Consider the following 25,307-nt stretch of genomic DNA (forward strand, 5'->3'; position numbering starts at 1 on the left):
ACTCCTGAGCTTGTTGTTTTTGTTGCAGCAGGTGTGTTTTGCGGTGGTCTCTATCGCGAGCAAGCTCGCTCCCACGGGGTTAACGTCAGCCCCTGTTGGAGCGAGCTTGCTCGCGATTGGCGTCATTGAATTCCGCCAATAACTCAATGCGAGTCGGCAATCCCTCCATGTCTCCACGGCTCTGCACCGCGCGGCTGCCAATCCAGTTGGCGCGCTGCACGGCCTCGGTGATGGCCTGGCCTTCGAGCAATGCGCTGATCAGGCCCACGGCGAAGCCATCACCGGCGCCCACGGTGTCCACCACTTGGGCCACCGGCACGCCGGGGATGACGCCTTGGTCCAACGCCGTGCGGTAATAGGCCCCGTCCGCGCCGAGCTTGATCACGACGAGTTCGGCGCCTTGGTCCAGGTAGAACGCGGCGATGTCGGCCGGGTCGTCGAAACCGGTCAGCAGCCGGCCTTCGCCGAGCCCCGGCAAGACCCAGTGGGCGAGGGCGGCGAGGCGATTGATTTCAGTGATCATCGTCGACTCGCTGCCCCAAAGGCTTGGCCTCATGTTGGGGTCGAACGACAGGCTGCGGCCGGCCGCGCGCATACGGCTCATCAATTCAAAGGACATCTCGCGGGCCGTGACCGACAACGCCGGGACGATGCCGGTGGCGTGCAAGTGACGGGCTTCAAGCAGCGATGGCGCGATGGAATCGATCGACAGATGACTGGCCGCCGAGCCACGACGGAAATACTCGACTTGCGGGTCGCTGCCATCGTCGGTACGGGACTTGAACTGAAATCCGGTGGGGTGCGTTGGATCGACCGCCACGTGACGACAATCCAGGCCTTCGTTTTCCAGTGTCTGCACGACGAAGCGTCCCAGGGAATCGGCGCCAACCCGGCTCAGCCACGCGACCTTGAAGTCCAGGCGCGACAAACCGATGGCCACGTTGCTGTCGGCCCCGGCAATGCGCTTGTGGAACTGGTCGACGCTGGCCAGGTCACCGCGCTGGTCGGCCACCAGCATCGCCATGGTTTCGCCGAACGACAACACATCGAACTCAGGCATGGGCAGGCTCCCGGCGTGGTTGCCCGAGGCGGGCAAGGGTGGCGACATGTTCAGCGGTCAATTGCAGCAAGTCTTCGCCTTGTAGCGGGTATTCGGCGGCGCGCATTACACCGACGGGCATGTGCTTGAGCAGTTGCTCCCACAGGTGCAGGTCGGTCATGGCCGGAGGCACGGCGACGAGTTTGCCGTCGGCGCGCCGGGCCACTGCCTTGCAATGCACATACGCCACATACCGCCCGAGCTGGCGGGCGGCCACGGCGGCCGATTGGTCCTGCCATTGCCAGTTGCCGATGTCGAAGGTCATGCCGACGGGCAATGCATGCTCTTCGGCAGCGGTGAAGAAACGTTGCAACGGTTCGATCCGTCCGCCTTGCAAGGTCTGGTCGTTTTCCACCAGCAACTGCACCGGGCTTGCGCCGAGCACATCCGCCAGTGCCGACAGGTCATGGGAGTCGGTGAAGTGCCCGAGGGAGACTTTTAGCCATGCCGAGCCGAAAGCCTCGGACCGTTGCAGGGTCAGTGCCAAGGCCGGGTTGGGCCTGGACTGCCCGGCGAGCCACAGCTCCAGTGGCGACGAGAAAACACTTTGCAGCCCCTGGGCGCGAGCGCGAGCGGCCAGCTCGGCGGGCTGTTCGGTGGTGAGCAATTCTTCGCGCCATTCGATGCGTGAGGCGCCGGCGGCGGCCAGCAGATCGATGAAACGGCCTTGGCCTTGTTGCCGTACCAGGTCGGCGCCGTAGCTGGAAAGGCTGATGGAAACGGGTGGTTTGTTCATTGTTATTACACCTCTGAAACCGGTTTCAGTTTTATTTAAAAAAAGGGGGTGTGCTTCAGGGCCTCATCGAGAAACCCCAAGCGTCGACCCACGCTCAATCAACCGCGCCGCAAAATCCAGGGTCCGCACCGGCCCGTTGTCGCCACGCAAGCGCTTGAGCAGACATTCGAATGCACTGGCGCCAATCTCGGCGGTGGGTTGGGCCAGGGCAGTGATGCCGCTCCCCACCAACGGGTACCAATCCAGATCGTCGAGGGCGATCAGGCCTACGTCGTCGAACAAATGGCAACCCAGGTCGCGCAAGGTTTGAGTGGCGGCCAACGCAGCAATGCCGTTGGCGCAGAACAGTGCCTTGGGGCCAGCGCCCGGCTGGGCAAGGAAGGTCTTGATGCGGGCGGTCAACCGATCACAGGTTTCCACCACGGCGCCGGTCAGGGCAGGGCGACGCTCGATGCCGGCCTTGAAACTGTCGACCCGCTCGATCCGCGAGCTGGTGCCGTCGAAGGGCTCGGTGACCAGGAGCAGATCGCGATAACCCCGTTGTTCAAGGTGGTCGAGCGCCATCGCGACGGCGGCCGGGTTATCCAGTCCCACCAGGTCGCTGTCGAGCCGATCGACCTTGCGATCCACCAGCACCAGCGGCATCTCGCCGCGCAGTTCGAGCAGTTCCTCACGGTGATGACCGAGGGTGTTCACGATCAGCCCTTCGATGTTGTAGGCGCGCAGCAACGCCAGGTGCTGGCGTTCCTGCTCGTCGTCGCGGTCGGTGTTGCACACCACCAGGCTATAGCCATGGCGACGACAGGCGGTTTCCACGCCATGCATCACGGCAATCGAATAAGGGTTGCGGATATCGGCCACCAGCATGCCGATCAGGCGTGTGCGCCCACGCTTGAGGCCGCGGGCCATCTGGTTCGGCCGGTAGCCCAGCTCGCTGATGGCCTGCTCGATGCGCCGGGCGATGGCCTCGGAGAGCAGGGCCCGGTCTTCGCCAATGAAACGCGAGACACTGGCCTTGGAGACCCCGGCGCGTTCGGCGACATCGAGCATGGTCACGCGGTTGCGCTGGGCGGCGGAGAAAGAAGTCACGGATTGAAACCTGCTTATTGGATTTATTAGTGGTTCTGAAACCGGTTTCAGGAAACACCAGAACCCAATCGGTCGTCAAGGGCGACGTGTCGCAGGCACGACCAGCGGTGGTTCGCTTGCGTCGGACAGGGCGACGATCCAGACAGGTCTTCATCAGAACCGGGCCACCCAGGCGATTTGCAGCGCGCAAGGCCGTGTGGTTAGCTGCCTGTCTCCCCAGCCCGTTGACTGCCGAAACCACCATGAACTTTACCCAGCCTCGTTTGAGATTGCTGTCGATACTGAGTGTGACCTTGTTGGTGGTGGGCTGTGCGTCCTATTACCTGTTTCGCCACAGCGGCGCGCCGGTAGATGAAGGTTTCGCCGCCGAGCAACTGAACGAAGGGGGCATGGAAGACATCGGTACGCTGGCAGCGCCCGAGGTGGAAAAACGCCTCAATTACTTGATTCAGGACACCGGTGAAACCCTCAGGTCCCTGGAGCTGATCAGCGACGCGCAATTGAGCCTGACCCTTTCGACGAGCGAGCCCGACGACGAGCAGCCATTGCAATACGAGCCGCTGTTTGTCCCGTTCACCAGCGCGCAACTGAAAGCTGAGCTGGCGTCGATTCAAGGCTTGCGTTTTACCCAGCGGCTGTTTGCCGAGGGTTCTGAGGTGCGGCTCGATACCAGCCGCCTCGATCCGCTCTGGAAGCGCGCCGCCACGCCGGAGGAGCCGGCGGCGGAGCAGTACCTGCCGCAGCGCCTGCGTTTTCGCGATGGCAGCGAAACAACCTTCGCCGAGCTCAAGGTGTCGCCCCAGGTCGAGTCCGACGACACGATCTCGTCCCATGACGCCTTCGCCCTGTCGGTGAACAAATCCCTGGCGAGCCTCGGCCTCACGGTCGCTTACCGCAGCTACCCGGCGTTCAAGAAAGTGGTACTGGACAAGGATCACCCGAAAGTGACCCTGGACGGCGGTCAGTCCTTCCAGCTCACTGCCCTGGGTGATGACAGCGCGTCCGTGCGGTTGAGTACACCGAAATTGTCGACCTTCGTGGTGCAGGGGCTGGATGACGCGGGCAGGGCGCTCTACAGCGACGGTAATAACTCCCGGGCGTTCCCCTCCGATGGCGATATCGCGGCGTTGCACGAGTATTACAACGCGCTGTTGCAGACCAAGGACGATCTCAAGCAGCTCAAGACCGGCCAGGCGGTGCAACAGCAATTGCAGCGCTTGACCGAGGTGCTGGCCGCTCAGGTGGGGCCGTTGAAAAACACCGAGGTCGACTATCGATTCGAGGCCACCCCGCAACGTATCGTCATCCATGTGCTCGATCCGATGGAAGACAACACCGTTGAGTTCGCCCAGGTCGACAACGTCCTTGCAGCACAAGCGCGTTACATCGCCCTGGACCGGAACGCCGAGCGCTATGGTTTCATCGATCAGGCTGGCCAGTGGTTGATCAAGCCCCGTTGGGTGCAGGTGCAAGATAGCCAGATGGCCGATACCTACACGTTGTTTTCCCCGGAGAAGTCCAGCGACCCGGAGTCGGAGTGGCAGGCGTTGCGCAGCCAGCTCGCCTACTTCCCCGCCGGTAGCAACAAACTCGTAGACCTGCCGTTCGAATACATCACCGAGGCGTTGAGCAATGGCCTGCTGTTGGTGGAGCGCGAAACCAACGGCCCTTACGGGCTCTATGATGCCAAGCGTCATCGTTTCGTGTTGCCGATGAAATTCGTCAACCCTACCGTGACCGACAACGTGTTCATCGCCCGTCTCGGCAAGCGAACCGATGTCATGGAAGGCCTGTACGGCGCCTATACCCTGGACGGCAAAGAGATCCTGCCGACGCAGTTCTCGGGCATCGAGTACCGCGAGGGGTTGCTCTACGCCAGCTCCGCCGATCGGAGTCGTCAAGACGTGTTCGACCTGCAAGGTAAACGGATCAACCTTCAGGTGGACAACGTGATAGGCCGGTTTGTCGGGCAACAACCGCTATTGGTGCAAGACACTAAAAGCCGGAAATTCGCTTTTATCGATCGCCAGGGCGCGCGGCTACCCATCAAGTTGCCGTATGACGAAGTGACGCCGTTTTCCAACGGCATGGCGGTGGTCGGACGCGATGGCAGCTACGGTGCCATCGACCTGGCGGGCAGGTTGCAGGTGCCGCTGGATTACAACCAGATCAGCGCGTTCCAGACCCACTACGCCGCAGCCATCCGGGCCGATGGTGGTTCCGGCCTGGTCTTGATCAGTCGGGACAACAAGGTGATCAAGGAACTGGGGTCCTACACCAGCCTGGACGTGCCGGATAACGGCAATGAGGCTCGTTATTACGTGAGGGATCCGAATAACAGTGACGAGTACCTGGTTTATGACGCCGATGGCAATCTCGTGAAGAAAGACGGATAAAGGCGGACGCACTGATTCCTCGCCACAGGAGCGTGTTCGTGTCCGGATCTCAGAGCTGGCTTATATAGGTCCCCGTCCCCTTGAGGATGTTCTGCAACGTCAGTTCCACTTCCGCCAGGTCCGCCGTATCGGTGTCGTGGGTGATCTCCAGCACATCGTCGCCGTTGAGCGCATCGGCATCCGCCGGGGCAATTTCAATCAGCAAGTGGGTCGGGCTGAGGGTGACCTTGACGCCGTCCAGTGTCGAAGGCTCTCCATCGAGGGCGATTTCCAGTTCGTCTTCGTCGGGGTAGCGCGTCATCAGGAACATGTCGCCCTGGGTGCTGTGGCAGCAGAGCATGGCCATGTTGTCTTCTTCTTCATCACACGGGTTGGCGATCAGAAGGGCGGTGGTCATTTTCATGGTGAAGGCTCCAGGATCGAGTGCACCTGCGGGGTGCAAAAAGTGGATTCTGCCAGCGCGAAGGATTTTCTGCTGGTTTACCGCCTCGGGGTGCCGTTTGGCCCCCAGCCTGCTAGGGTTGTCCGGTGCGTACCGGCTGTTTAGCTAGCCGATGACCGAATATGTCGCAGCGCTGCAAGCAGGCAGGTTGTCGCACTCGTTAAGCTGCGCAACGGATGTGCACCTGCAAAGGCCATCCCACGGGTGTTTTTTGCAGGTGCCCATGACATGAAATTACATGGAAAAGGATGTGACCTGCGGGTCCTGTCCAGCTTCATCCACCTGTCATCCTGTTTCCTCTGCCCGAGAATCAGGAACGGGATGGCCGATAACCCCGCAAGGGGTTGCACGCGACGCTTTCATCAATAACAAGCCCAAGCGGAGTACCACAGATGGCGTTCTTCACCGCAGCCAGCAAGGCCGACTTCCAGCATCAACTGCAAGCGGCACTGGCGCAGCACATCAGTGAACAGGCACTGCCACAAGTGGCGCTGTTCGCTGAACAATTCTTCGGCATCATTTCCCTCGATGAACTTACCCAGCGCCGGTTGTCCGACCTCGCCGGCTGCACCCTGTCTGCCTGGCGCCTGCTTGAGCGCTTCGATCACGCGCAGCCGCAGGTGCGCGTCTACAACCCCGATTACGAACGCCACGGCTGGCAGTCGACCCACACGGCCGTGGAAGTGCTGCACCACGACCTGCCATTCCTGGTGGACTCGGTCCGCACCGAGCTGAACCGTCGCGGCTACAGCATTCATACCCTGCAAACCACCGTGCTGAGCGTGCGTCGCGGCAGCAAGGGCGAGTTGCTGGAAATCCTGCCTAAAGGCACCCAGGGCGACGATATCCTGCAAGAGTCGTTGATGTACCTGGAAATCGACCGTTGCGCCAACGCCGCCGAACTCAACGTCCTGAGCAAGGAACTTGAGCAAGTGCTGGGCGAAGTGCGCGTGGCCGTGGCTGATTTCGAACCGATGAAAGCCAAGGTCCAGGAAATCCTCGACAGCCTGGACAGCAGCGCCTACGCCATCGAGGCTGATGAAAAGAGCGAGATCAAGAGCTTCCTGGAATGGCTGGTGGGTAACCACTTCACCTTCCTGGGCTACGAAGAGTTCGTGGTTCGTGACGAGGCCGATGGTGGCCACATCGAGTACAACCCCGATTCGTTCCTGGGCCTGACCAAATTGCTGCGCGCCGGCCTGACCGCCGAAGACCTGCGCATCGAAGACTACGCGGTCAATTACCTGCGCGAACCGACGCCGCTGTCGTTCGCCAAGGCCGCGCACCCGAGCCGCGTACACCGTCCGGCCTATCCGGACTACGTGTCGATCCGTGAAATCGACGCCGACGGCAAGGTCATCAAGGAATGCCGCTTCATGGGCCTGTACACCTCTTCGGTGTATGGCGAGAGCGTGCGGGCCATCCCGTACATCCGCCGCAAGGTCGCGGAAATCGAGCGTCGCTCGGGCTTCCAGGCCAAGGCGCACCTGGGCAAGGAACTGGCCCAGGTGGTCGAAGTGCTGCCCCGTGACGACCTGTTCCAGACGCCGGTGGACGAGCTGTTCAGCACCGTCATGTCCATCGTGCAGATCCAGGAACGCAACAAGATCCGCGTGTTCCTGCGCAAAGACCCGTATGGCCGTTTCTGCTACTGCCTGGCCTACGTGCCACGTGACATCTATTCCACCGAAGTGCGCCAGAAGATCCAGCAAGTACTGATGGATCGCCTGAAGGCCTCGGACTGCGAGTTCTGGACCTTCTTCTCCGAATCCGTACTGGCCCGTGTACAACTGATCCTGCGGGTGGACCCGAAGAACCGCATCGACATCGACCCGTTGCTGCTGGAAAAAGAAGTCGTGCAGGCGTGCCGCAGCTGGAAGGACGACTACGCCAGCCTGGTCGTCGAGAGCTTCGGTGAAGCCCAGGGCACCAACGTGCTGTCGGATTTCCCGAAAGGTTTCCCGGCCGGCTACCGCGAGCGCTTTGCTGCGCACTCGGCCGTGGTCGACATGCAGCACCTGCTGAGCCTGAGCGAAAAAAATCCGCTGGTCATGAGCTTCTACCAGCCGCTGGGCCAGGTCTCCGGCCAGCGTGAGCTGCACTGCAAGCTGTATCACGCCGATACGCCACTGGCGCTGTCCGACGTGCTGCCGATCCTGGAAAACCTCGGCCTGCGCGTGCTGGGTGAATTCCCGTACCGCCTGCGCCACACCAATGGCCGCGAGTTCTGGATCCATGACTTCGCGTTCACCGCCGCCGAAGGCCTGGACCTGGATATCCAGCAACTCAACGACACCTTGCAGGACGCCTTCGTCCACATCGTGCGTGGCGATGCCGAGAACGATGCGTTCAACCGCCTGGTGCTGACCGCCGGCCTGCCATGGCGCGACGTGGCGCTGCTGCGTGCCTATGCCCGTTACCTGAAGCAGATCCGCCTGGGCTTCGACCTGGGTTACATCGCCAGCACCCTGAACAACCACACCGATATCGCTCGCGAGTTGACCCGGTTGTTCAAGACCCGCTTCTACCTGGCGCGCAAACTCACCGGCGATGACCTGGAAGACAAGCAACTGCGCCTGGAGCAAGCGATTCTCTCGGCCCTGGACGACGTCCAGGTGCTCAACGAAGACCGCATCCTGCGTCGCTACCTGGACCTGATCAAGGCCACCCTGCGGACCAACTTCTACCAGACCGACGCCAACGGCCAGAACAAGTCCTACTTCAGCTTCAAGTTCAACCCGCACCTGATCCCGGAACTGCCCAAGCCCGTACCGAAGTTCGAGATATTCGTGTACTCGCCACGGGTCGAAGGCGTGCACCTGCGCTTCGGCAACGTGGCCCGCGGTGGCCTGCGCTGGTCCGACCGTGAAGAAGACTACCGCACCGAAGTGCTCGGCCTGGTAAAAGCCCAGCAAGTGAAGAACTCGGTGATCGTGCCGGTGGGCGCCAAGGGCGGTTTCTTGCCACGTCGCCTGCCGTTGGGCGGCAGCCGGGACGAGATCGCGGCCGAGGGCATCGCCTGCTACCGCATCTTCATCTCGGGCCTGTTGGACATCACCGACAACCTGAAGGACGGCGCGCTGGTACCGCCGGCCAACGTCGTGCGTCATGACGACGATGACCCGTACCTGGTGGTGGCGGCGGACAAGGGCACTGCGACCTTCTCCGACATCGCCAACGGTATCGCCATCGACTATGGCTTCTGGCTCGGCGATGCGTTCGCCTCCGGCGGTTCGGCGGGCTACGACCACAAGAAAATGGGCATCACCGCCAAGGGCGCGTGGGTCGGCGTGCAGCGCCACTTCCGCGAACGCGGCATCAATGTCCAGGAAGACAGCATCACCGTGGTGGGTGTCGGCGACATGGCCGGCGACGTGTTCGGCAACGGCTTGTTGATGTCCGACAAGCTGCAACTGGTCGCGGCCTTCAACCACCTGCACATCTTCATCGACCCGAACCCGGAGCCTGCCAGCAGCTTTGCCGAGCGCCAGCGCCTGTTCGATCTGCCGCGTTCGGCCTGGACCGACTACGACACCAGCATCATGTCCGAAGGCGGCGGTATCTTCTCGCGTAGCGCGAAGAGCATTGCCATCTCGCCACAGATGAAAGAACGCTTCGACATCAAGGCCGACAAACTGACCCCGACCGAGCTGCTCAACGCCTTGCTCAAGGCACCGGTGGATCTGTTGTGGAACGGCGGTATCGGCACCTACGTCAAGGCCAGCACTGAAAGCCACGCCGATGTCGGCGACAAGGCCAACGATGCACTGCGCGTGAACGGCAACGAACTGCGCTGCAAGGTCGTGGGCGAGGGCGGCAACCTGGGCATGACCCAACTGGGTCGCGTCGAGTTCGGCCTCAATGGCGGCGGTTCCAACACCGACTTCATCGACAACGCCGGCGGCGTGGACTGCTCCGACCACGAAGTGAACATCAAGATCCTGCTCAACGAAGTGGTGCAGGCCGGCGACATGACCGACAAGCAACGCAACCAGTTGCTGGCGAGCATGACCGACGAAGTCGGTGGCTTGGTGTTGGGCAACAACTACAAGCAGACCCAGGCCCTGTCCCTGGCGGCCCGTCGCGCTTTCGTGCGGATCGCCGAGTACAAGCGCCTGATGAACGACCTGGAAGCCCGTGGCAAGCTGGACCGCGCCATCGAGTTCCTGCCGACCGAAGAACAGCTGGCCGAACGTGTCGCGGCGGGCCATGGCCTGACCCGTGCCGAACTGTCGGTGCTGATCTCCTACAGCAAGATCGACCTCAAGGAAGCGCTGCTCAACTCCCTGGTACCGGACGACGACTACCTGACCCGTGACATGGAGACCGCGTTCCCGCCGACACTGGTGAGCAAGTTCTCCGAGGCCATGCGTCGCCATCGCCTCAAGCGCGAGATCGTCAGCACCCAGATCGCCAACGACCTGGTCAACCACATGGGCATCACCTTCGTTCAACGGCTCAAGGAGTCGACGGGCATGAGCCCGGCGAACGTGGCGGGCGCTTATGTGATCGTGCGCGATATTTTCCATCTCCCGCACTGGTTCCGGCAGATCGAAGCCCTGGACCACCAGGTGTCCGCCGACGTGCAACTGGAGCTGATGGACGAGCTGATGCGCCTGGGGCGTCGCGCCACGCGCTGGTTCCTGCGCAGCCGCCGCAACGAGCAGAACGCTGCCCGTGACGTGGCGCACTTCGGTCCGCACCTGGCGGCGTTGGGCCTCAAGCTTGACGAACTGCTGGAAGGTCCGACCCGCGAAGGCTGGCAGACCCGCTACCAGGCCTACGTGGCCGCTGGTGTGCCGGAGCTGCTGGCGCGCATGGTTGCCGGCACCACGCACCTGTACACCTTGCTGCCGATCATCGAGGCGTCCGACGTCACCGGCCAGAACGCCGCCGATGTGGCCAAGGCTTACTTCGCCGTGGGCAGCGCCCTGGACATCACCTGGTACCTGCAACAGATCAGCGCACTGCCGGTGGAAAACAACTGGCAGGCACTGGCCCGTGAAGCGTTCCGTGATGATGTCGACTGGCAACAGCGGGCGATCACCATCTCGGTCCTGCAAGAGGGCGATGGCGCCCAGGACGTGGAAACTCGCCTGGCACTGTGGCTGGAGCAGCACCACGAAATGGTCGAGCGCTGGCGTGCCATGCTGGTGGACATCCGTGCTGCCAGCGGTACCGACTACGCCATGTACGCGGTCGCCAACCGCGAGCTGTTGGACGTGGCAATGAGCGGTCAGGCGGTCGTGACGGCCAACTGATCCGGCGTTGAATGAAAAAGCCCCGCATTGAGAGATGCGGGGCTTTTTTTGCTTTCAAGATTCACTGTGGCCCCCTGTGGGAGCGGGCTTGCTCGCGAATGCGTCGGGTCAGCTTGCACAAGTGTTGGATATGCCGCCGTCTTCGCGAGCCCGCTCCCACAGGGGACTGCGTTGATCCGTTAGTTCTTCAGCGGAATCAACACCGCCTCTTTCTCACCCATCACCATGAACACCAGCAGTTTCGCCGGCTCTGTCGAGCTGGCGTTTTTCGAAACCAGATGCTCGGAACCCGCTGCTTCGTACCAAAACTCCCCGGCCTTGTAGGTCGTCGCCGGCTCGCCTTTGACCTGGGAGGTGATGGCGCCTTCCAGCACATAGGCCATGGCCGTTCCTTCGTGTTTGTGGGCAACGGACGACTGGCCGGGGGCGTAGTCGACCGTCAGCATCATGGTTTTTTTACCCGGCAGGTTCTTCAGCATCTTCTCCTGCAGTACGTTGACCTTTTCCGAAGGCGCGGTTTCGTGGGCATAGACCGGGGCCAGGGGCAGCAGACTGAGGGTGGCGATCAGGCAGAGGGTTTTCATTGCAATGACCTTCGTGGGTTTGAGTGAGTTCGCGCTGGCGCGGCGATGGATTCACCCTAAGCCCCACGGTGGTGCAAACAAACGTCCAATCTTTCGGAAGGTGGGTAGACCAATGGGGGGCGGAGAATTTCCATCAGGCTGGCTCGTACCCGTGGCGAGGGAGCTTGCTCCCGCTGGGTGGCGAAGCCGCCCCAACCGGAGCGCCGCCACTGTCCAGGTAAACCGCATCAGCCGGTTTACGACTGCTGCGCAGCCGAGCGGGAGCAAGCTCCCTCGCCACGGGGTAAGAGCGCTCAGACCACCGGGAAACTATTGAAGTCCACGCTCCTGGCCAGGCGGTTGTCGATCAGGCTGATGAAACCTTGCACTTCCGGACAGTTGAAGTGGGCTTGCATGGCCGCCTCCGATTGCCAGCGGGCGCTGACGTTCCAGCGGTCGCCATCGTCCGGGCAACGGTCGACCATATAGGCGTCGCAGCCCGGCATGGCGCGCAAGGTCTCGACGATTTGCTGCAATTGCCGGCCCAGTTCTTCCGAGCGACCGGCGGCGGCTTGCACCTGTACGGTATTGATCACTTGGCGAGACATTGTTCAGGCTCCTGAATCAAGTCGAATGGGTTTGCTCGACGCTCTCAACCACACCCGTGCAGGATAGGCCTGGCGGTGCGAGGCTCAAACAGCCAATGGGCGGATAAATGCCCAGTCCAATCGCCTCAGGCGACCTGCTGCAAGATATCTCGCAAACGGTCGAGGGCGATGTCGATGTCCAGGGTTTCGATAGCGCCGAAACCAAAGAACAGGCCCGACCGCACCGGGGCCTCGTTGAAAAAGCCGTCGAGGCTGTAGAGCCCGACTTCGGCTTTTTTCGCCAGCTCGATCACCAGCGCCAGGTCCATCGGGACCTTGCACAACACCGCCATATGAAAGCCCGCGGTGGTGGGTACGGCCTCGAACCAGGGCGACAAATCCCCGCCCATGCGGGCCAGGATTCGCTCGCGGCGCCCGGCATACAGCGTGTGGCAACGGCGGATGTGCTTGAGCAGGCAGCCCTCGGCGATGAACTTCGCCAACGCCCACTGGGGCAGGGTGGAGGTGTGCTGGTCGGTGAGGCGCTTGGCCAGGATCACTGCTTCAAGAATCGCTGGCGGCAGGATCGCATAGCCGAGCCGCAGTTCCGGCAACAAGGTCTTGGAGAAGGTGCCCACGTACGCGACGATCCCGCGCTCATCCAGGCTCTGCAACGAATCGGCGGGCCGGCCTTCGTAGCGGAATTCGCTGTCGTAGTCGTCTTCGATGATGATTGCCCCCAGCTCATAGGCCCGCGCCAGCAGGGCGTTGCGGCGGGCCTGGCTCATGGGCATGCCCAAGGGAAACTGGTGGGAGGGCGTCACATAAATCAGCCGCGTGCCGTCGGGGATCAGGTCGACCCGCATGCCTTGCTCGTCCACCGGAATCCCGGCCACCGTGGCGCCGTGGGAGCCAAACAGCAGGCGCGCCGGCGGATAACCCGGGTCCTCCATGGCCACCAGGCTGCCCGATCGGGTCAAGACCCGCGAGATCAGATCCAGGGCCTGTTGCGCGCCGTTGCAGACCACGACGTCTTCATCTTGGCAATTGACCCCGCGGGAAAACGCGATGTGCCGGGCAATGGCATTGCGCAGCGACGGCAGGCCTTCGGGCTGGCTGTAGAAGCCCTTGGCACTGGCAATCTGACGCAGCGCATGGGCGGTGCAGCGGCGCCAGTCGTCCAGCGGAAACTGACCCTTGCCCGTGGCGCCGCCGATGAAGTCGTAGCGCAACGCACCTTCGAGGGTGGGATGGCGCATCAGGTCGGGCATGGTGCGCCAGGCTTCGACGACGTCGGCACCGGCCAGCTCGCGGTGGCTCTGCTTGCGCACGATCCTGGCCGGCCGTGCGTTGACGTAGGTGCCTTTGCCAATGATGCCGGTGAGCAGGTTTTCGTAGGTCAGTTGGGCGTAGGTGTCGGAGACGGTCTTGCGCGAGACGCCCAGTTGCTCGGCCAGCAGGCGGCTGGGTGGGAGCTGCGTGCCGGCCGCCAGGCGACCGCTTTCGATGGCGCTGCGCAATTGTTGATACAACTGGCCCGACAGGTCCTTGCGGCCGTTGATGACAACATGAAGTTCCATACCCGCAAGCTCCTGGGCGATTGTTTGGCGGCCAGCGTCAAAGGCGCAAGATTACCCGCATTGTGCGACTGCATAGAAGTTGCGTAGGGAAAATCCTGTGCATTGGACTTGTCCCCGGTTTTTTCGCCGAATTGGACCTGTTATTGACCGGCACCAGGGCCTACCGTGAAAGTCTCGAACACCACGGAGCCCGCCATGAGCCCGCGTCTGGATTACTACACTGCATCCCCCGGGGCGATGCGAGCCATGATCGGCCTGGAAGCCCTGACCAGCCGCCTGAGTATCGAACCTGCGCTGCTGCACTTGATCAAGATCCGCGCTTCACAACTCAATGGCTGTGCCTTCTGCACTGACATGCATTCGGTGGAGGCCCGACGCCAGGGCGAGACCGAGCGCCGGCTCTACGCGGTGGCGGTGTGGCGCGACAGCGGTTTTTTCACGGCCCGTGAACGCGCCGCCCTGGCCTGGACCGAGGCGGTGACGCTGTTGGCTGAAAGCCAGGTGCCGGACGAAATCTATGCCCAGGCCCGGGCCTGTTTCAGCGAGGAGGAATTGGTGGACCTGACCCTGGCGATCAGCACCATCAACAGCTGGAACCGGCTGGCGGTGAGTTTTCGCCAGAGTCCCAGTGCTTGATTGCCAATCCTGAAGGAGACTGTGGCGAGCTGCTTTTGTGGCGAGGGGATTTATCCCCGTTGGGCTGCGTAGCGGCCCAAAAAACAAAGAACTCAATCTATCTGACATACCGAGCTGTCAGGCTTTAGGGCCGCTCGCGCCCCAACGGGGATAAATCCCCTCGCCACAAAAGCGGCGTCGTTACTTGAGCAGCGGCGAGGTCCCCGAGGTAGCCGGCGGCCGTTGGGGCTTGACCGAAGTGCCGAATGTATTGCCCATGCGCACCCCCGTGGCCGCCGGGGTAGCCAGGCCAATGCTGTTCGGAGCGCGCTCGTTGACCGGCACATTCATGGCGTCCTGGGCCTGTTGCGCCGCCTTCGCGGCCTGGGGGTCGTTGCCCATCTGCCGACTCAGGCAGTTGTAGTCGGGGGTCTTGTAACCGCCAACGGTTACCTCGATACAGGTCGGGGCTTCTTCACCCTGGGCCCCGGGCAGGGCCATGAACAGCCCGAGGCCTGCCATCATGTTCATCCACGGTTTCATCTGCGACCTCCTGGCCCGCCGCAGCGGACGGTGCGTTGTCAGGGCACCAGTCTAGTGCGGCCTGGAGGATTTGTATCGGTTGTCATACGACATTCATAAACACCCCTCAGGATGACGATTTTCAACGGATACGTCAGTCGTGCAGCAGGGCAGAGCCGGGGGCGGACGCGGACGTGGATTGACCAGGGCGCCCTTGGGGTGGCTGATGGTGTTGCTGTGTCTGCTGGCCGGGCCGATCCAGGCGGTCGGCCTGGTGGACCTGGACATCGCGCCCCAGGAACTGACCACGGCGCTGGAGCAGTTCAGCCGGGCGACGGGCATGGCGGTGCTGGTGGACCATCAGTTGTCGAGCCAGCGTCATACGCTGGGTGTCCAGGGGCAGTTCACACCTTCCGAAGGGTTGAGGGTGTTGCTCAGCGGCACCGGACTGGCGGCGCACTATGCCCGGGCGGATGCGTTCACATTGCAGCCGGTGCGGGTCCGAGAGGTGCCGCTGCCTCCCGGCGTCACCCCAGGCTTGAGTGACAGCAACTACGCGGCAGCGATCCAGGCGGTCATCCAGCGCAATTTGTGTCGTTCACCGTTGACCCGCCCAGGCAGTTTCCGGGCGGTGCTGCAAGTGTGGATCGGCCGGGACGGCGTGGTCCAGCACAGTCGCCTGGTCAGTTCCACGGGCGACCTGATGCGGGACAAGGCCTTGGTCAACAGTTTGCAGAACCTCAGGATCGACCGCCCGGCGCCCAGCTCGTTGCGCCAGCCGGTGACCCTGCTTTTGTTACCCGACTTATCAGGAAGAAGCATGGAATGCATAGCAGGGGAAGGGGTGTCCGGGCGATGAAAGACTCCGGTCGCAGCCCGTTGGTGAGGTTGTTCCTCACCTCGTATGAGGATTTCAAGGTGCGCCTGCGCAGACGCCTGGGCTCCGAGGAACTGGCCAACGATGTGTTGCATGAAACCTACCTGCGGGTCGATCGCATGGTCGATACCCAGGAGATTGCCCAGCCCAACGCTTATTTGTATCGCATGGCCCTGAATATCGCCGCCGACCGCCGGCAGGCCGATGCGCGTTTGCTCACGGGCGATGAAATCGAGGAATTGCTGCAGGTCTCGGATGAAGCGCTGGATCCGGCCCGTGTGGTGGGTGGGCAGAAGGAGCTGCAGACCCTGCTCAAGGCCTTGTACGAACTGCCGGCACGCCGCCGCAGGATCTTCATCGCCGCACGCCTGGAGGAAGCACCGCACCTGGAAATATCCCAGCGCTTCGGTATTTCCACGCGCATGGTGGAGAAGGAAATCAAGGCTGCGTTGGGGCACTGCGCCCTGCGCCTGGAAAGAAAAGTCATTCAGCGGTTCGGTCCCGGCGCGGGAAAACCGTCTTGAGAGTAGAGACCCGACCCTTTCGTGAGTGTGTGTGCGCTTGAACATCTTCAGCATCGCTTCCCCTGACGCCACGCCCCAGGCCCGATTGGCCGGCGAGGCCCGAGACTGGCTGATCCTGCTGACCTCGGGACGCGCCACCGTGGCCGATGCCCGGGCCTTGCGCCTGTGGTGCGGGCAGAGCCCCGAACATGCGCAGGCCTTCGAACAGGCCAAGGCGTTGTGGCAGGGGCTGCAACCGGCCGCCGCAGCGTTGCAGGCGCCCCGGCATTTCGGCCGCCGGGCGTTGCTGGGTGGCGCCATCGCGGCATCGGCGGCCTTCCTGCTGATCCGCGCCACGGTGCCAGGCGGTGTTTCCGGGCTGGGAGCCGACTACGTCACCGACGTCGGCGAACAGCGCCGCGTGGAACTGGCCGAAGGCGTCAGCCTGGAACTCAATACCCAGACCCGCCTCAGTCACCGCGCGCTGGCCGATGGCGGACAAGGACTGGAATTGCTCAGCGGCGAGATTGAAGTGCAGGGGCGCAGTGCCCAGGTGGTCAGCGTCCAGGCCGGCGCCGGCTGGATCAGCGCCGCCCAGGCACGCTTCAACATCCGCTACACCGACCAGAGCGTCTGCGCGACCTGCCTGGAGGGCGTGGTGCAGGTCGAGGTGCAAGGCCGGCGGTTTCGCCTGGAGCCGGGCATGCAGATGACTTACGAGCCTCACCAGGTGGGCGCGCCCAAGCGTGCCGATGTGTCGGCCGCCATTGCCTGGCGTGAGCAGGTGTTGGTGTTCAACGACGCGACCCTGGCCAGCGTCATCGACGAAATCAACCGCTACCGTCCCGGCATGTTGCTGCTGCTCAACCGCGAACTGGGGCAGCGCAAGGTCCAGGCGCGGTTTCGCCTCGACCAGTTGGCGGGCGTGGCGCTGTTGATCCGCGATGCCTACGGCGCCAAATGCACCGAGTTGCCGGGTGGCGTGGTGGTGCTGAGCTGAGGCCTGCGGCGCTTGGCGAGCCCCATCGCGAGCAAGCTCGCTCCCACAAGGGGCCCTGTGTTGTGCCCAAATCTTGAGGTCACCCGTTAACGCTGTGGGAGCGAGCTTGCTCGCGATGAGGCCGGTACATTCGACATCATCCTTGACAGACCCACCGCTATCGCGAGCTAATCCAGCGGCCCCAGCACCTGTCGATACTGCTCGGCGCCTTGGGGTGTCTGGCGGGTCAGGCTGATTTCGATGCCCATCGGGTTTTCCTGGCGGTTGCCGCTGAGTTTGCGCCAGCCTTTTTCCGTGTCCCAATACCGCAGTCCGGCATCGCTGACGTCACTGAGCACCGCCACGCCCGGGCCGGGTGCGGGCAGTGGGTAGCGACTGCGGGCCTGGCCTTGGGCGCGGTAAAGCGTGTCACCCTTGAGCCACCAGCGCACCCGTTGCAACTCGCCCTCCTGGGTCGCCGCCACGCGAATCACATCCAGGCGGAAGCCCCGACCTTCGGTGCTGCGCACGGTGAGGGCGGGCGGGGCGGTCGAGGGCTGGTCGTCGACGCCGGGTTTGACCGGTTCACTCAGCTCGATGCTGGCGCGCAGGGCCACGTCGCGCTCCAGTTGGTTCAACACCCGCAGCAGCGCTTCGGTCTGCTCGGTACTGGCCTGCAAATGGCTGTCGGCACGAGTCACGCTGTCCAGCCCGCGCCAGGCGATCAGGCTGACCACCGCCATCAGCAGGATCGTCACCATCACTTCCAGCAAGGTGAAGCCTGTCTGCCGGGCGCTCATTGGAGTTGCACCCGCCCGGCGGCACTGCGTTGCACCGTGAGGCTGTTCACGCCGTCCGACAAGCGGATCTGCAAGGGCTCGCCGAGCCACTCGGCATTCAGCACGACCCGCTGCCTGGGCTCCACGCGAACCTCCATCGACGGGCTCTGCCAGCGACGTGGATGCAGTTGCGGGTCATCCTTGAAACGATCCAACCCGGTGCCTTGATCGGCGCGACGACTGAAACCAAACCCCTTGGCGTCCCAGCGCCAGGTAATCGGTCGCCCGTCGGTGCGGGCTTCGGTCTGGGCCAGTTGCAGCAGTTGCACCAGCCGCTCGCCGTCCTGGCGCAGCAACTTCAACGGATCCGGCTTGATGCTCAGGCTCACGGCGGCGCTGGCAATGCCGATGATTACCAGCACCACCATCAGTTCGATCAGGGTGAAACCGCGTTGCTTGCCGAGGTTCATGCGCGCTCCTTTGCGTGAAACCATCCTGCACGGTGAAGATGATAAGGATGTGAAATAAAACGGAGAGAATTGACGCGTAGGCTGGACGCTGGAACAAAAAAAAGGAGATTCAGGCCATGGCGTTCATCGAGCGTGTGTCCCCGGCGCAAATCGTCCAGGCCGTGGGTCTGTTGGCGGCGTTGGCCGGGGTGGCGACCTGGTCTTCGCTGCTGCTCACGTCGGCCGAGTCGCGCACGCCGGATGTCGCCCCGCAACGCATGGCCGAACGTTCCGATAACCCGGCGCTGCAATGGTTCTCCAACCAGACGGCAGCGGTGGATATCAAGGTCAGCGGTGTGATGGCCAGCACGCACACGCCCGTGGCGATCCTCAGTCTCAACGACGGACCGCCGCGCAGTTTCCTGGTCGGTGAAAGGGTGGCCCAAGGCGTACGGTTGGTAGCGATCGAGGCGCAGGCGGTGGTCATCGAACGCGGTAATGGGCAGACCCGGTTGGTCCTGGCTCGGTTGCCGGATTCGGTGAGTTTGCCGTCCCTGACACGCCCCGAAAACCAGCGCTGAACCTCTGTGGCGAGGGAGCTTGCTCCCGCTCGGTTGCGCAGCAACCGCAAGATTTTGGGGCCGCTTCGCGACCCAGCGGGAGCAAGCTCCCTCGCCACAAGGGGCTGCCTTTATTTTTCCCGGCTGACCAACGTCTCCAGCCGAGCCAACGGCGGTGCTTCGCGACTGCGATCCGACACGCTCAGTTCAACCCGCAGCAGCCGGCCGTTTTCCGCCGGGCGCAGGTTCTGTTCGCAACGCAACAGCAATCGCCCCTGGTCGCATTCGAACACTTTCGAGCCCTGGGCAAAACGACCTTCCAGACGCAACTGCGCCAGTTGGCTGCGGGCGGCCAGCAGGGCGATGGATTTGTCCCGCAGCAGGCCGTTGCTCTGGGTCATCACCGCCGCCACGCGCACAGCGGCCGACATGGCCACGGCGATGATCGCCAGGGCCACCAGCACTTCGATCAGGGTGAAGCCGGCTTGTGGAGCGAGGCGTGGCATGGCGCGGGCTCGGGGTGAGGGCAGCCTTGAAGATTAGCCGGCGTTCGTGACCAATTGACGACGCAAGCTCCTGAGCAATTTCAATATCACTGACATATTTTCTTGCAACACTGCGCCTCGAATCGAATCCAGCGAAGGACCGTCGAGATGCAGATCGCCCGTTACAACGCCCGTTCCCAAGGCCCTCGTGGGCAGCGGGGTTTCACCCTGATCGAAATCATGGTCGTGGTGGTGATCCTCGGCATCCTGGCGGCGATGGTGGTGCCCAAGGTGCTCGACCGTCCCGACCAGGCGCGGGCAACGGCGGCGAAACAGGACATTGGCGGCCTGATGCAAGCCCTGAAGCTGTATCGCCTGGACCACGGCAGTTACCCGAGCATGAACCAGGGCCTCAAAGTGCTGGTGGAGAAACCGGCCGATGCGAAAAACGGCACCTGGCGTTCCTACCTCGAGCGCCTGCCCAACGACCCGTGGGGCCGCCCCTACAACTACCTCAACCCGGGTGCCAACGGCGAAGTCGATATCTTTTCCCTGGGGGCCGACGGCCAGCCTGACGGCGACGGCGTGAATGCCGACATTGGCTCCTGGCAGTTGTAAGGGCCGTGATGCGAACGGATTCGCCCCTCGCGGCGAAGCAGCGCGGCATGGCGCTGATCAGTGCCTTGCTGATTGCTGCCGTGGTGGCGGTCATTGCCGGTGGCATGCTGACCCGCCAGACCCTGTTCACTCGCAGCCTGGAGGCCGAGCAGTTGCGTGTCCAGGGCTCGGCGCGGTTGCAGGGTGGCCTGCAACTGAGTCGCCAGTTGCTCTGGGATGCCAGGCAGCGCGATCCACTGACGCGCTTCGGCCAACCTTGGGCCAAACCTATCGTGATACCGGGTTCAGGCCAGATCGACACACCCTTCGAAGGCCAGTTGGAAGATGAGCAAGGCAAGTTCAACCTGCGCAACCTCGTCGCCAATGAGCGGGTGGACGAGGAACAAGTGCGCGCCTTCGAACGCCTGTGCCAGCAATTGGGCGTGGCCGCGATGGTCCGCACGCGTATCGTCGACAGGGTGGTCGAGGCCTATCCGCGCCTGTTGAGTCCGCAGCGGGTGGACCAGGCGCCAAAGGCCAATACCTTCAACAGCGGTCGCGCAACCTCGCCGCAGGCCGACAACACGCCGCAGGCCCCGACGCGCCCGATGCTGCGCACCTTGCAAGACCTGCGCAGCGTCAAGGGTGTCAATGTGCGGTTGCTGGACACACTGGCGCCGTACGTGACGATCCTGCCCACCAACACCTGGCTCAATGGCAACACCGCCAGCGCCCCGGTGCTGGCCGCCTACGTGCCGGGGCTGTCGCTGCAACGGGCCGAGGCTCTGGTCAGGGAGCGCGACGGCGGCCACTGGTTTATCAATCGCGGGGATTTCGTCAATCGCCTGCGCATGCCGGAGCTGGACACGGCCAGCGTCAAGGTCGGCATCACCAGTGATTGGTTCCGCCTGCGGGGCCAGGCACGCAGCGGTCAGCGGCGGGTCGAGCTGGAGGCGTTGCTGCAACGTACCGAGGACCGCTTGCCCCAGGTGATCTGGTCGAGGGTGGGGGTATGACGCGCTTGCGCATCGCCCTGGCGCCGCTGGACAGCCTGGACCTCGACAGCCCGGTGGCGTTTGCCTGGCTGGATCGCCAAGGCCAGGTCCGTGAGCAAGGCCGCAGCAGCCTTCGGGCGCTGGGCCAGAGTGGTAAAAACCTTTCGGTGGAGTGTTTTCTTCACCCCCGCGACAGCGTGTTGACCCGCCTGGAGTTGCCGCTGTTACCAGCGGCCAGGATCACCGCAGCGGTGACGTGCGCGGCCCAGGCCCTGATGCTCGGAGCCAGCGAACAGATGCAGGTGGCCCATGGCCCGCGTGGGGTCGATGGGCAGGTGCAGATCGCCTGGCTGGACCGTGAATCCCTCGCCAATCTCGGGCGGCTTGTGCACCAGGCCGGCATGAAACTGCGTGGCCTCTACCCGGCGGCCTACGTCTTGCCGGTGCTGTCGGGGCCGGTGGCCTGTATCGAGGACGACCATCTGCTGGTGCGCCATGACCTGCAGCACGCCGTGGTGCAACCGTTGCAGCAAGAGGCGCTGGAGGAGTGGCTACTGGAAACGGGGCCCGGGGTGCATTGGGTGGGCGAGGCGCCGCCGCAACCTTCGATCGAGGCCTTGGCCGAAACCCATCGCTGGATGGGCCCTGCGCCAGGCTGGGGGTTGCATGCCGGCCTTGCACGCAACGCCGTCGAGCGCGGTGGCTGGGGCCGGGCGGCGGCGATCTGCGCGACAGCACTGGCGGTGTGGGTGATTGGGCTGAACCTCTACGCCGCCCGTGAAGCGGCCCAGGGTCAACGGCTCAAGGCGCAGATGAGCCAGCGAGTGAAGCAGGCGTTTCCCGAGTTGCCGGTGATTCTCAACCCGCTGCAACAGGCACGTCAGCAAATCGCTGCGCGCCAGGACGGTGCGGCGACCGACCCGGCCCAACGCTTTGCCAGCCTGGTGCAACAGGCGGGCAGTGCCATGCCGTTCATGAGCGGCAATGTCCAGGCGCTGGTGTTCGAGAACGGTGAGTTGCGCCTGAGTGTCGTGGCCGAGGCGCAGAAAACCGCCGCCGAAGAGGATTGGAAAATCCCCCTGGTCCAGGCCGGCATTGACGTCGCCGCCATCGATCAGGGTTGGACCCTGCGTGTGGCACCGGCCGGCCAGGGCAGCCCCGACGAAAACCCGGACGCCGATGATGAATAAGCATTCTCTGGCATTGATGTGGGGGCGCTGGGCAACCTATCGCACGCGTTTGCGCACGTTCTGGCAGGGGCTGGCGGTGCGTGAGCAAGCCGCCGTGGCCCTGGCTGCGCTGGTGTTGGGCGGCTGTCTGGTCTGGCTCGCACTGATCCAGCCGCCGCTCAAGACTATCGCCTATTGGCAAGCCGAAACCCCGAAGCTGCGTTCACAGACCGAAGCCCTCGAAGTGCTGTTGCGCGACGTCGCAGGGCCCGCACCCGAGCAACCTCTTGATACCGCCTTGCGCCAGAGCCTGGACGCCAGTGGCTTGAGCCAGCATTACCTATTGCAAGCGCCAGGCGCCGAGCGCCCCAACACCTGGCAGCTCACGTTCGACCAGGCCCCAGCGGAGGCGGTGATCAGCTGGTTGCTGGGCAACCCACGGCAATTCTCCCTGGAAGTGATCGAGGCCCGTTTGCAGCGCACCGCCCTTGCCAATCCCGACAACCACGACACCGACAATTCCGCCGGCACACTGTCCGGAACCGTTCGCATGGATCAGGCGCAAGGCGCTAAGGAAGCTTCATGAAAGGGGCCCGATACCCACGTCATTGGCGCAAGGCTGCACCGCTGTTGTTGCTCGCGTTAAGTGCGTGCAACAGCACGCCACCCGCGTCGCAGCCACCGTTGCTGGTGGACAGCGAGTTGGGCATTCCGTTGGGGAGTACCCAGCGCAGTGGTGATGCAGTGCTCGATCGTCAGCGGGCCCAGGACCTGCGTGAACATAAGCCCGCGGTGCGGCATCAGGTCGACCTCACCACCCGTGCTCGCGAGCCGCGCAGCAATGCGCCGGCGCGTACGCCCTTGGGCGATCAACCGGTGACGCTGAATTTCGTCGAGGCGGACATCCAGGCGGTGGTGCGGGCCTTGTCCCGCTCCACCGGCCAACAGTTTCTGGTGGACCCGCGGGTCAAGGGCAACCTGACGCTGGTGTCCGAAGGCCAGGTCCCGGCCCACCAAGCCTACGACATGCTGCTGGCCGCGCTGCGCATGCAAGGCTTCAGCGTGGTCGACGTCGGTGGCGTAGCCCAGGTGGTGCCGGAGGCCGATGCCAAACTGCTGGGTGGGCCGATCTACAGTGCCGACAAACCGGCCGGCAACGGCATGCTCACCCGCACCTTCCGCCTGCAATATGAGAACGCGGTGAATCTGATCCCGGTGCTGCGCCCGATCGTGTCGCCGAACAACCCGATCAATGCCTACCCGGGCAACAACACCATTGTCGTCACCGATTACGCCGAGAACCTGTCGCGGGTGGCGCAACTCATCGAAGGCATCGACACCCCGAGTGCCATCGACACCGATGTGGTGCCGATCCACAACGGCATCGCCGTCGACATCGCGCAAATGGTCTCTGACCTGCTGGAAACCCAGGGCGGCGACCAGACCCAGAAGATCAACGTGATCGGCGACCCGCGCTCCAATTCCATCATCATCCGCGCCGGCAGCCCCGAGCGCACGGAGCTGGCGCGCAACCTGATCTACAAGCTCGATAACGCCCAGAACAACCCGAGCAACCTGCATGTGGTGTACCTGCGCAATGCCCAGGCCGGCAAACTGGCCCAGGCCCTGCGCGGCTTGCTCACCGGGGAGAGCGAAGGCGAGAGCAGCGACAACTCGCGCTCGGTGCTCAGTGGCATGGGCGCCAGTACCAACGGACAGAGTGGGCAGGGCAGCAGTGGCGATGGCACCAGCGGCACCACCAGCGGCAATGCTTCGACCAGCGGCAACGGCTACGGCCAAGGCAGCAACGGCACGACTCCTGCTTCGACGAAAAACGAACAGAACACCGCTTTCAGCGCCGGCGGCGTGACCATCCAGGCCGACGCCACCACCAACACCTTGCTGATCTCCGCGCCGGACCCGCTGTACCGCAACCTGCGGGAAGTCATTGACCTGTTGGACCAGCGGCGCGCCCAAGTGGTGATCGAGAGCCTGATCGTCGAGGTCGGCGAGGACGACGCCAGCGAATTCGGCGTGCAATGGCAGACCGGCAACCTCGGTGGCAGCGGGGTGATCGGCGGGGTCAACCTCGGCGGCACCGCGCTCAACCTCAACGGCAAGACCAGCATCGATGTCTTGCCCCAGGGCCTGAACCTGGGGGTGGTGAACGGCACGGTGGACATTCCGGGTATCGGCAAGATTCTCGATCTCAAGGTCCTGGCCCGGGCCTTGAAGAGCAAGGGTGGCACCAATGTGCTGTCGACGCCGAACCTGCTGACCCTGGACAACGAAGCGGCGAGCATTTTCGTCGGCCAGACCATTCCCTTCGTCAGCGGCAGCTATGTCACCGGCGGCGGCGGTACCAGCAACAACCCGTTCCAGACCGTGACCCGCGAGGAGGTGGGTTTGAAGCTCAATGTCCGGCCGCAGATTTCCGAAGGCGGGACGGTCAAGCTCGACATCTATCAGGAAGTCAGCAGCGTCGACAATCGTGCTTCGAGCACCACCGGCATCGTCACCAACAAGCGCGCCATCGACACCAGCATCCTGCTGGACGATGGGCAGATCATGGTCCTCGGCGGGTTGCTGCAGGATGGCTACAGCCAGAGCAATGACGCGGTACCGTGGTTGTCGACCATTCCGGGGATCGGCGCGCTGTTTCGCAACGAACGGCGGCAGATCACCAAGACCAATCTGATGGTGTTCCTGCGGCCCTACATTATCCGCGACACGGCGGCGGGACGCGGCATTACCCTCAACCGCTACGACTTCATGCGTCGCGCCCAAGGCCTGCTGCAACCAGACCGTAGCTGGGCAATGCCGGACATGCAGGCCCCGCAGTTGCCGGCCTCGGCGAGGGCGATCCCGGGGACGGCGCCTGCCGGGGTGCAGATGCCCAGGGCGGTGATCAAGGCGGTGCCTGTGATGGAGCCGATTGGACAATGAATTCCGTGGCGAGGGAGCTTGCTCCCGCTGGGTTGCGAAGCGACCCCAAAAAGATTGCATGCTATTTGCCTGGCACAC

23 protein-coding genes are annotated in these 25,307 nt (G+C 63.3%); 12 read left to right on the top strand and 11 right to left on the bottom strand.

The window, feature by feature from the left end; translation table 11 throughout:
* Positions 1–85 precede the first annotated feature (85 nt).
* The 3 genes from TK06_RS03115 to TK06_RS03125 form a co-directional block, all read right to left on the bottom strand.
* On the bottom strand, positions 86–1,060 hold the full coding sequence (locus TK06_RS03115; protein WP_063320771.1) for a sugar kinase: 975 nt from the start codon (positions 1,058–1,060) through the stop codon (positions 86–88).
* Entirely contained in the window at positions 1,053–1,835 is a 783-nt protein-coding gene (locus tag TK06_RS03120; protein ID WP_063320772.1) for a sugar phosphate isomerase/epimerase family protein, read from the bottom strand. The genes TK06_RS03115 and TK06_RS03120 overlap by 8 nt, the downstream gene beginning before the upstream one ends.
* Positions 1,836–1,898: 63 nt before the next feature.
* Positions 1,899–2,924 (bottom strand): LacI family DNA-binding transcriptional regulator, encoded by a 1,026-nt coding sequence (locus TK06_RS03125; RefSeq protein ID WP_086936555.1) that lies wholly within the window; start codon positions 2,922–2,924, stop codon positions 1,899–1,901.
* Between the two features lie 242 nt (positions 2,925–3,166).
* Here TK06_RS03125 and TK06_RS03130 point away from each other — a divergent pair, with 242 nt between their 5' ends.
* Positions 3,167–5,320, top strand: a complete 2,154-nt coding sequence (locus TK06_RS03130; RefSeq protein ID WP_063325051.1) for a WG repeat-containing protein — start codon at positions 3,167–3,169, stop codon at positions 5,318–5,320.
* A gap of 49 nt (positions 5,321–5,369) precedes the next feature.
* On the opposite strand, the gene TK06_RS03135 is transcribed toward TK06_RS03130, so the two are convergent.
* Complete coding sequence (locus TK06_RS03135; RefSeq protein WP_063320773.1) at positions 5,370–5,723, bottom strand: hypothetical protein; 354 nt, start codon at positions 5,721–5,723, stop codon at positions 5,370–5,372.
* Between the two features lie 431 nt (positions 5,724–6,154).
* Here TK06_RS03135 and TK06_RS03140 point away from each other — a divergent pair, with 431 nt between their 5' ends.
* Positions 6,155–11,023, top strand: coding sequence for an NAD-glutamate dehydrogenase (locus TK06_RS03140; RefSeq protein WP_063320774.1), 4,869 nt, complete (start codon positions 6,155–6,157; stop codon positions 11,021–11,023).
* A 179-nt stretch (positions 11,024–11,202) separates the two neighbouring features.
* Here the strand turns inward: TK06_RS03140 and TK06_RS03145 are convergent, their stop codons facing one another.
* From TK06_RS03145 to TK06_RS03155, 3 genes are all read right to left on the bottom strand, one after another.
* Positions 11,203–11,607: a cupin domain-containing protein gene (locus tag TK06_RS03145; RefSeq protein WP_063320775.1), complete on the bottom strand. Its 405-nt coding sequence runs from the start codon at positions 11,605–11,607 to the stop codon at positions 11,203–11,205.
* A 293-nt stretch (positions 11,608–11,900) separates the two neighbouring features.
* Positions 11,901–12,194 (bottom strand): antibiotic biosynthesis monooxygenase family protein, encoded by a 294-nt coding sequence (locus TK06_RS03150; protein ID WP_063320776.1) that lies wholly within the window; start codon positions 12,192–12,194, stop codon positions 11,901–11,903.
* A 125-nt stretch (positions 12,195–12,319) separates the two neighbouring features.
* The gene (locus tag TK06_RS03155) at positions 12,320–13,753 is read right to left on the bottom strand and encodes a PLP-dependent aminotransferase family protein (protein ID WP_063320777.1); all 1,434 of its coding nucleotides are present in this window, start codon (positions 13,751–13,753) and stop codon (positions 12,320–12,322) included.
* Positions 13,754–13,948: 195 nt separating this feature from the next.
* Between TK06_RS03155 and TK06_RS03160 the strand changes: the two genes are divergently transcribed.
* The gene (locus tag TK06_RS03160) at positions 13,949–14,389 is read left to right on the top strand and encodes a carboxymuconolactone decarboxylase family protein (protein ID WP_063320778.1); all 441 of its coding nucleotides are present in this window, start codon (positions 13,949–13,951) and stop codon (positions 14,387–14,389) included.
* 180 nt (positions 14,390–14,569) lie between these two features.
* Here the strand turns inward: TK06_RS03160 and TK06_RS03165 are convergent, their stop codons facing one another.
* Positions 14,570–14,911 carry a hypothetical protein gene (locus TK06_RS03165; RefSeq protein ID WP_063320779.1) on the bottom strand — a complete coding sequence of 114 codons (342 nt, stop codon included), beginning with the start codon at positions 14,909–14,911 and terminating at the stop codon, positions 14,570–14,572.
* A gap of 205 nt (positions 14,912–15,116) precedes the next feature.
* On the opposite strand from TK06_RS03165, the gene TK06_RS03170 reads away from it, so the two are divergent.
* From TK06_RS03170 to TK06_RS03180, 3 genes are read left to right on the top strand one after another with little or no spacing between them, the layout of a single operon-like run.
* The gene (locus tag TK06_RS03170; RefSeq protein WP_063320780.1) at positions 15,117–15,749 is read left to right on the top strand and encodes a secretin and TonB N-terminal domain-containing protein; all 633 of its coding nucleotides are present in this window, start codon (positions 15,117–15,119) and stop codon (positions 15,747–15,749) included.
* The gene (locus TK06_RS03175; RefSeq protein WP_063320781.1) at positions 15,746–16,291 is read left to right on the top strand and encodes a sigma-70 family RNA polymerase sigma factor; all 546 of its coding nucleotides are present in this window, start codon (positions 15,746–15,748) and stop codon (positions 16,289–16,291) included. Before TK06_RS03170 ends, TK06_RS03175 begins: the two co-directional genes overlap by 4 nt.
* 37 nt (positions 16,292–16,328) lie before the next feature.
* Positions 16,329–17,270 carry a FecR family protein gene (locus TK06_RS03180; RefSeq protein ID WP_063325052.1) on the top strand — a complete coding sequence of 314 codons (942 nt, stop codon included), beginning with the start codon at positions 16,329–16,331 and terminating at the stop codon, positions 17,268–17,270.
* A 167-nt stretch (positions 17,271–17,437) separates the two neighbouring features.
* Here the strand turns inward: TK06_RS03180 and TK06_RS03185 are convergent, their stop codons facing one another.
* Positions 17,438–18,049, bottom strand: a complete 612-nt coding sequence (locus tag TK06_RS03185) for a PulJ/GspJ family protein (RefSeq protein WP_063320782.1) — start codon at positions 18,047–18,049, stop codon at positions 17,438–17,440.
* A complete protein-coding gene (gspH, locus tag TK06_RS03190; RefSeq protein WP_063320783.1) occupies positions 18,046–18,498 on the bottom strand; it encodes a type II secretion system minor pseudopilin GspH in 453 nt (150 codons plus the stop codon). The genes TK06_RS03185 and gspH overlap by 4 nt, the downstream gene beginning before the upstream one ends.
* A gap of 116 nt (positions 18,499–18,614) precedes the next feature.
* Here gspH and TK06_RS03195 point away from each other — a divergent pair, with 116 nt between their 5' ends.
* Complete coding sequence (locus TK06_RS03195; RefSeq protein WP_063320784.1) at positions 18,615–19,058, top strand: type II secretion system protein N; 444 nt, start codon at positions 18,615–18,617, stop codon at positions 19,056–19,058.
* A gap of 110 nt (positions 19,059–19,168) precedes the next feature.
* On the opposite strand, the gene gspI is transcribed toward TK06_RS03195, so the two are convergent.
* Positions 19,169–19,543: a type II secretion system minor pseudopilin GspI gene (gspI, locus tag TK06_RS03200; RefSeq protein WP_063320785.1), complete on the bottom strand. Its 375-nt coding sequence runs from the start codon at positions 19,541–19,543 to the stop codon at positions 19,169–19,171.
* Between the two features lie 147 nt (positions 19,544–19,690).
* On the opposite strand from gspI, the gene gspG reads away from it, so the two are divergent.
* From gspG to gspD, 5 genes are read left to right on the top strand one after another with little or no spacing between them, the layout of a single operon-like run.
* Complete coding sequence (gene gspG, locus TK06_RS03205) at positions 19,691–20,140, top strand: type II secretion system major pseudopilin GspG (protein ID WP_060742020.1); 450 nt, start codon at positions 19,691–19,693, stop codon at positions 20,138–20,140.
* Positions 20,141–20,148: 8 nt separating this feature from the next.
* On the top strand, positions 20,149–21,135 hold the full coding sequence (gspK, locus tag TK06_RS03210) for a type II secretion system minor pseudopilin GspK (RefSeq protein WP_063320786.1): 987 nt from the start codon (positions 20,149–20,151) through the stop codon (positions 21,133–21,135).
* Complete coding sequence (gene gspL, locus TK06_RS03215; protein WP_063320787.1) at positions 21,132–22,304, top strand: type II secretion system protein GspL; 1,173 nt, start codon at positions 21,132–21,134, stop codon at positions 22,302–22,304. The genes gspK and gspL overlap by 4 nt, the downstream gene beginning before the upstream one ends.
* On the top strand, positions 22,297–22,869 hold the full coding sequence (gspM, locus tag TK06_RS03220) for a type II secretion system protein GspM (RefSeq protein WP_063320788.1): 573 nt from the start codon (positions 22,297–22,299) through the stop codon (positions 22,867–22,869). Before gspL ends, gspM begins: the two co-directional genes overlap by 8 nt.
* Entirely contained in the window at positions 22,866–25,229 is a 2,364-nt protein-coding gene (gene gspD, locus TK06_RS03225; RefSeq protein ID WP_063320789.1) for a type II secretion system secretin GspD, read from the top strand. Before gspM ends, gspD begins: the two co-directional genes overlap by 4 nt.
* Positions 25,230–25,307 lie beyond the last annotated feature (78 nt).

Origin of the sequence: Pseudomonas fluorescens (assembly GCF_001623525.1) — a bacterium.
Classification (GTDB): Bacteria; Pseudomonadota; Gammaproteobacteria; order Pseudomonadales; family Pseudomonadaceae; genus Aquipseudomonas; species Aquipseudomonas fluorescens_Q.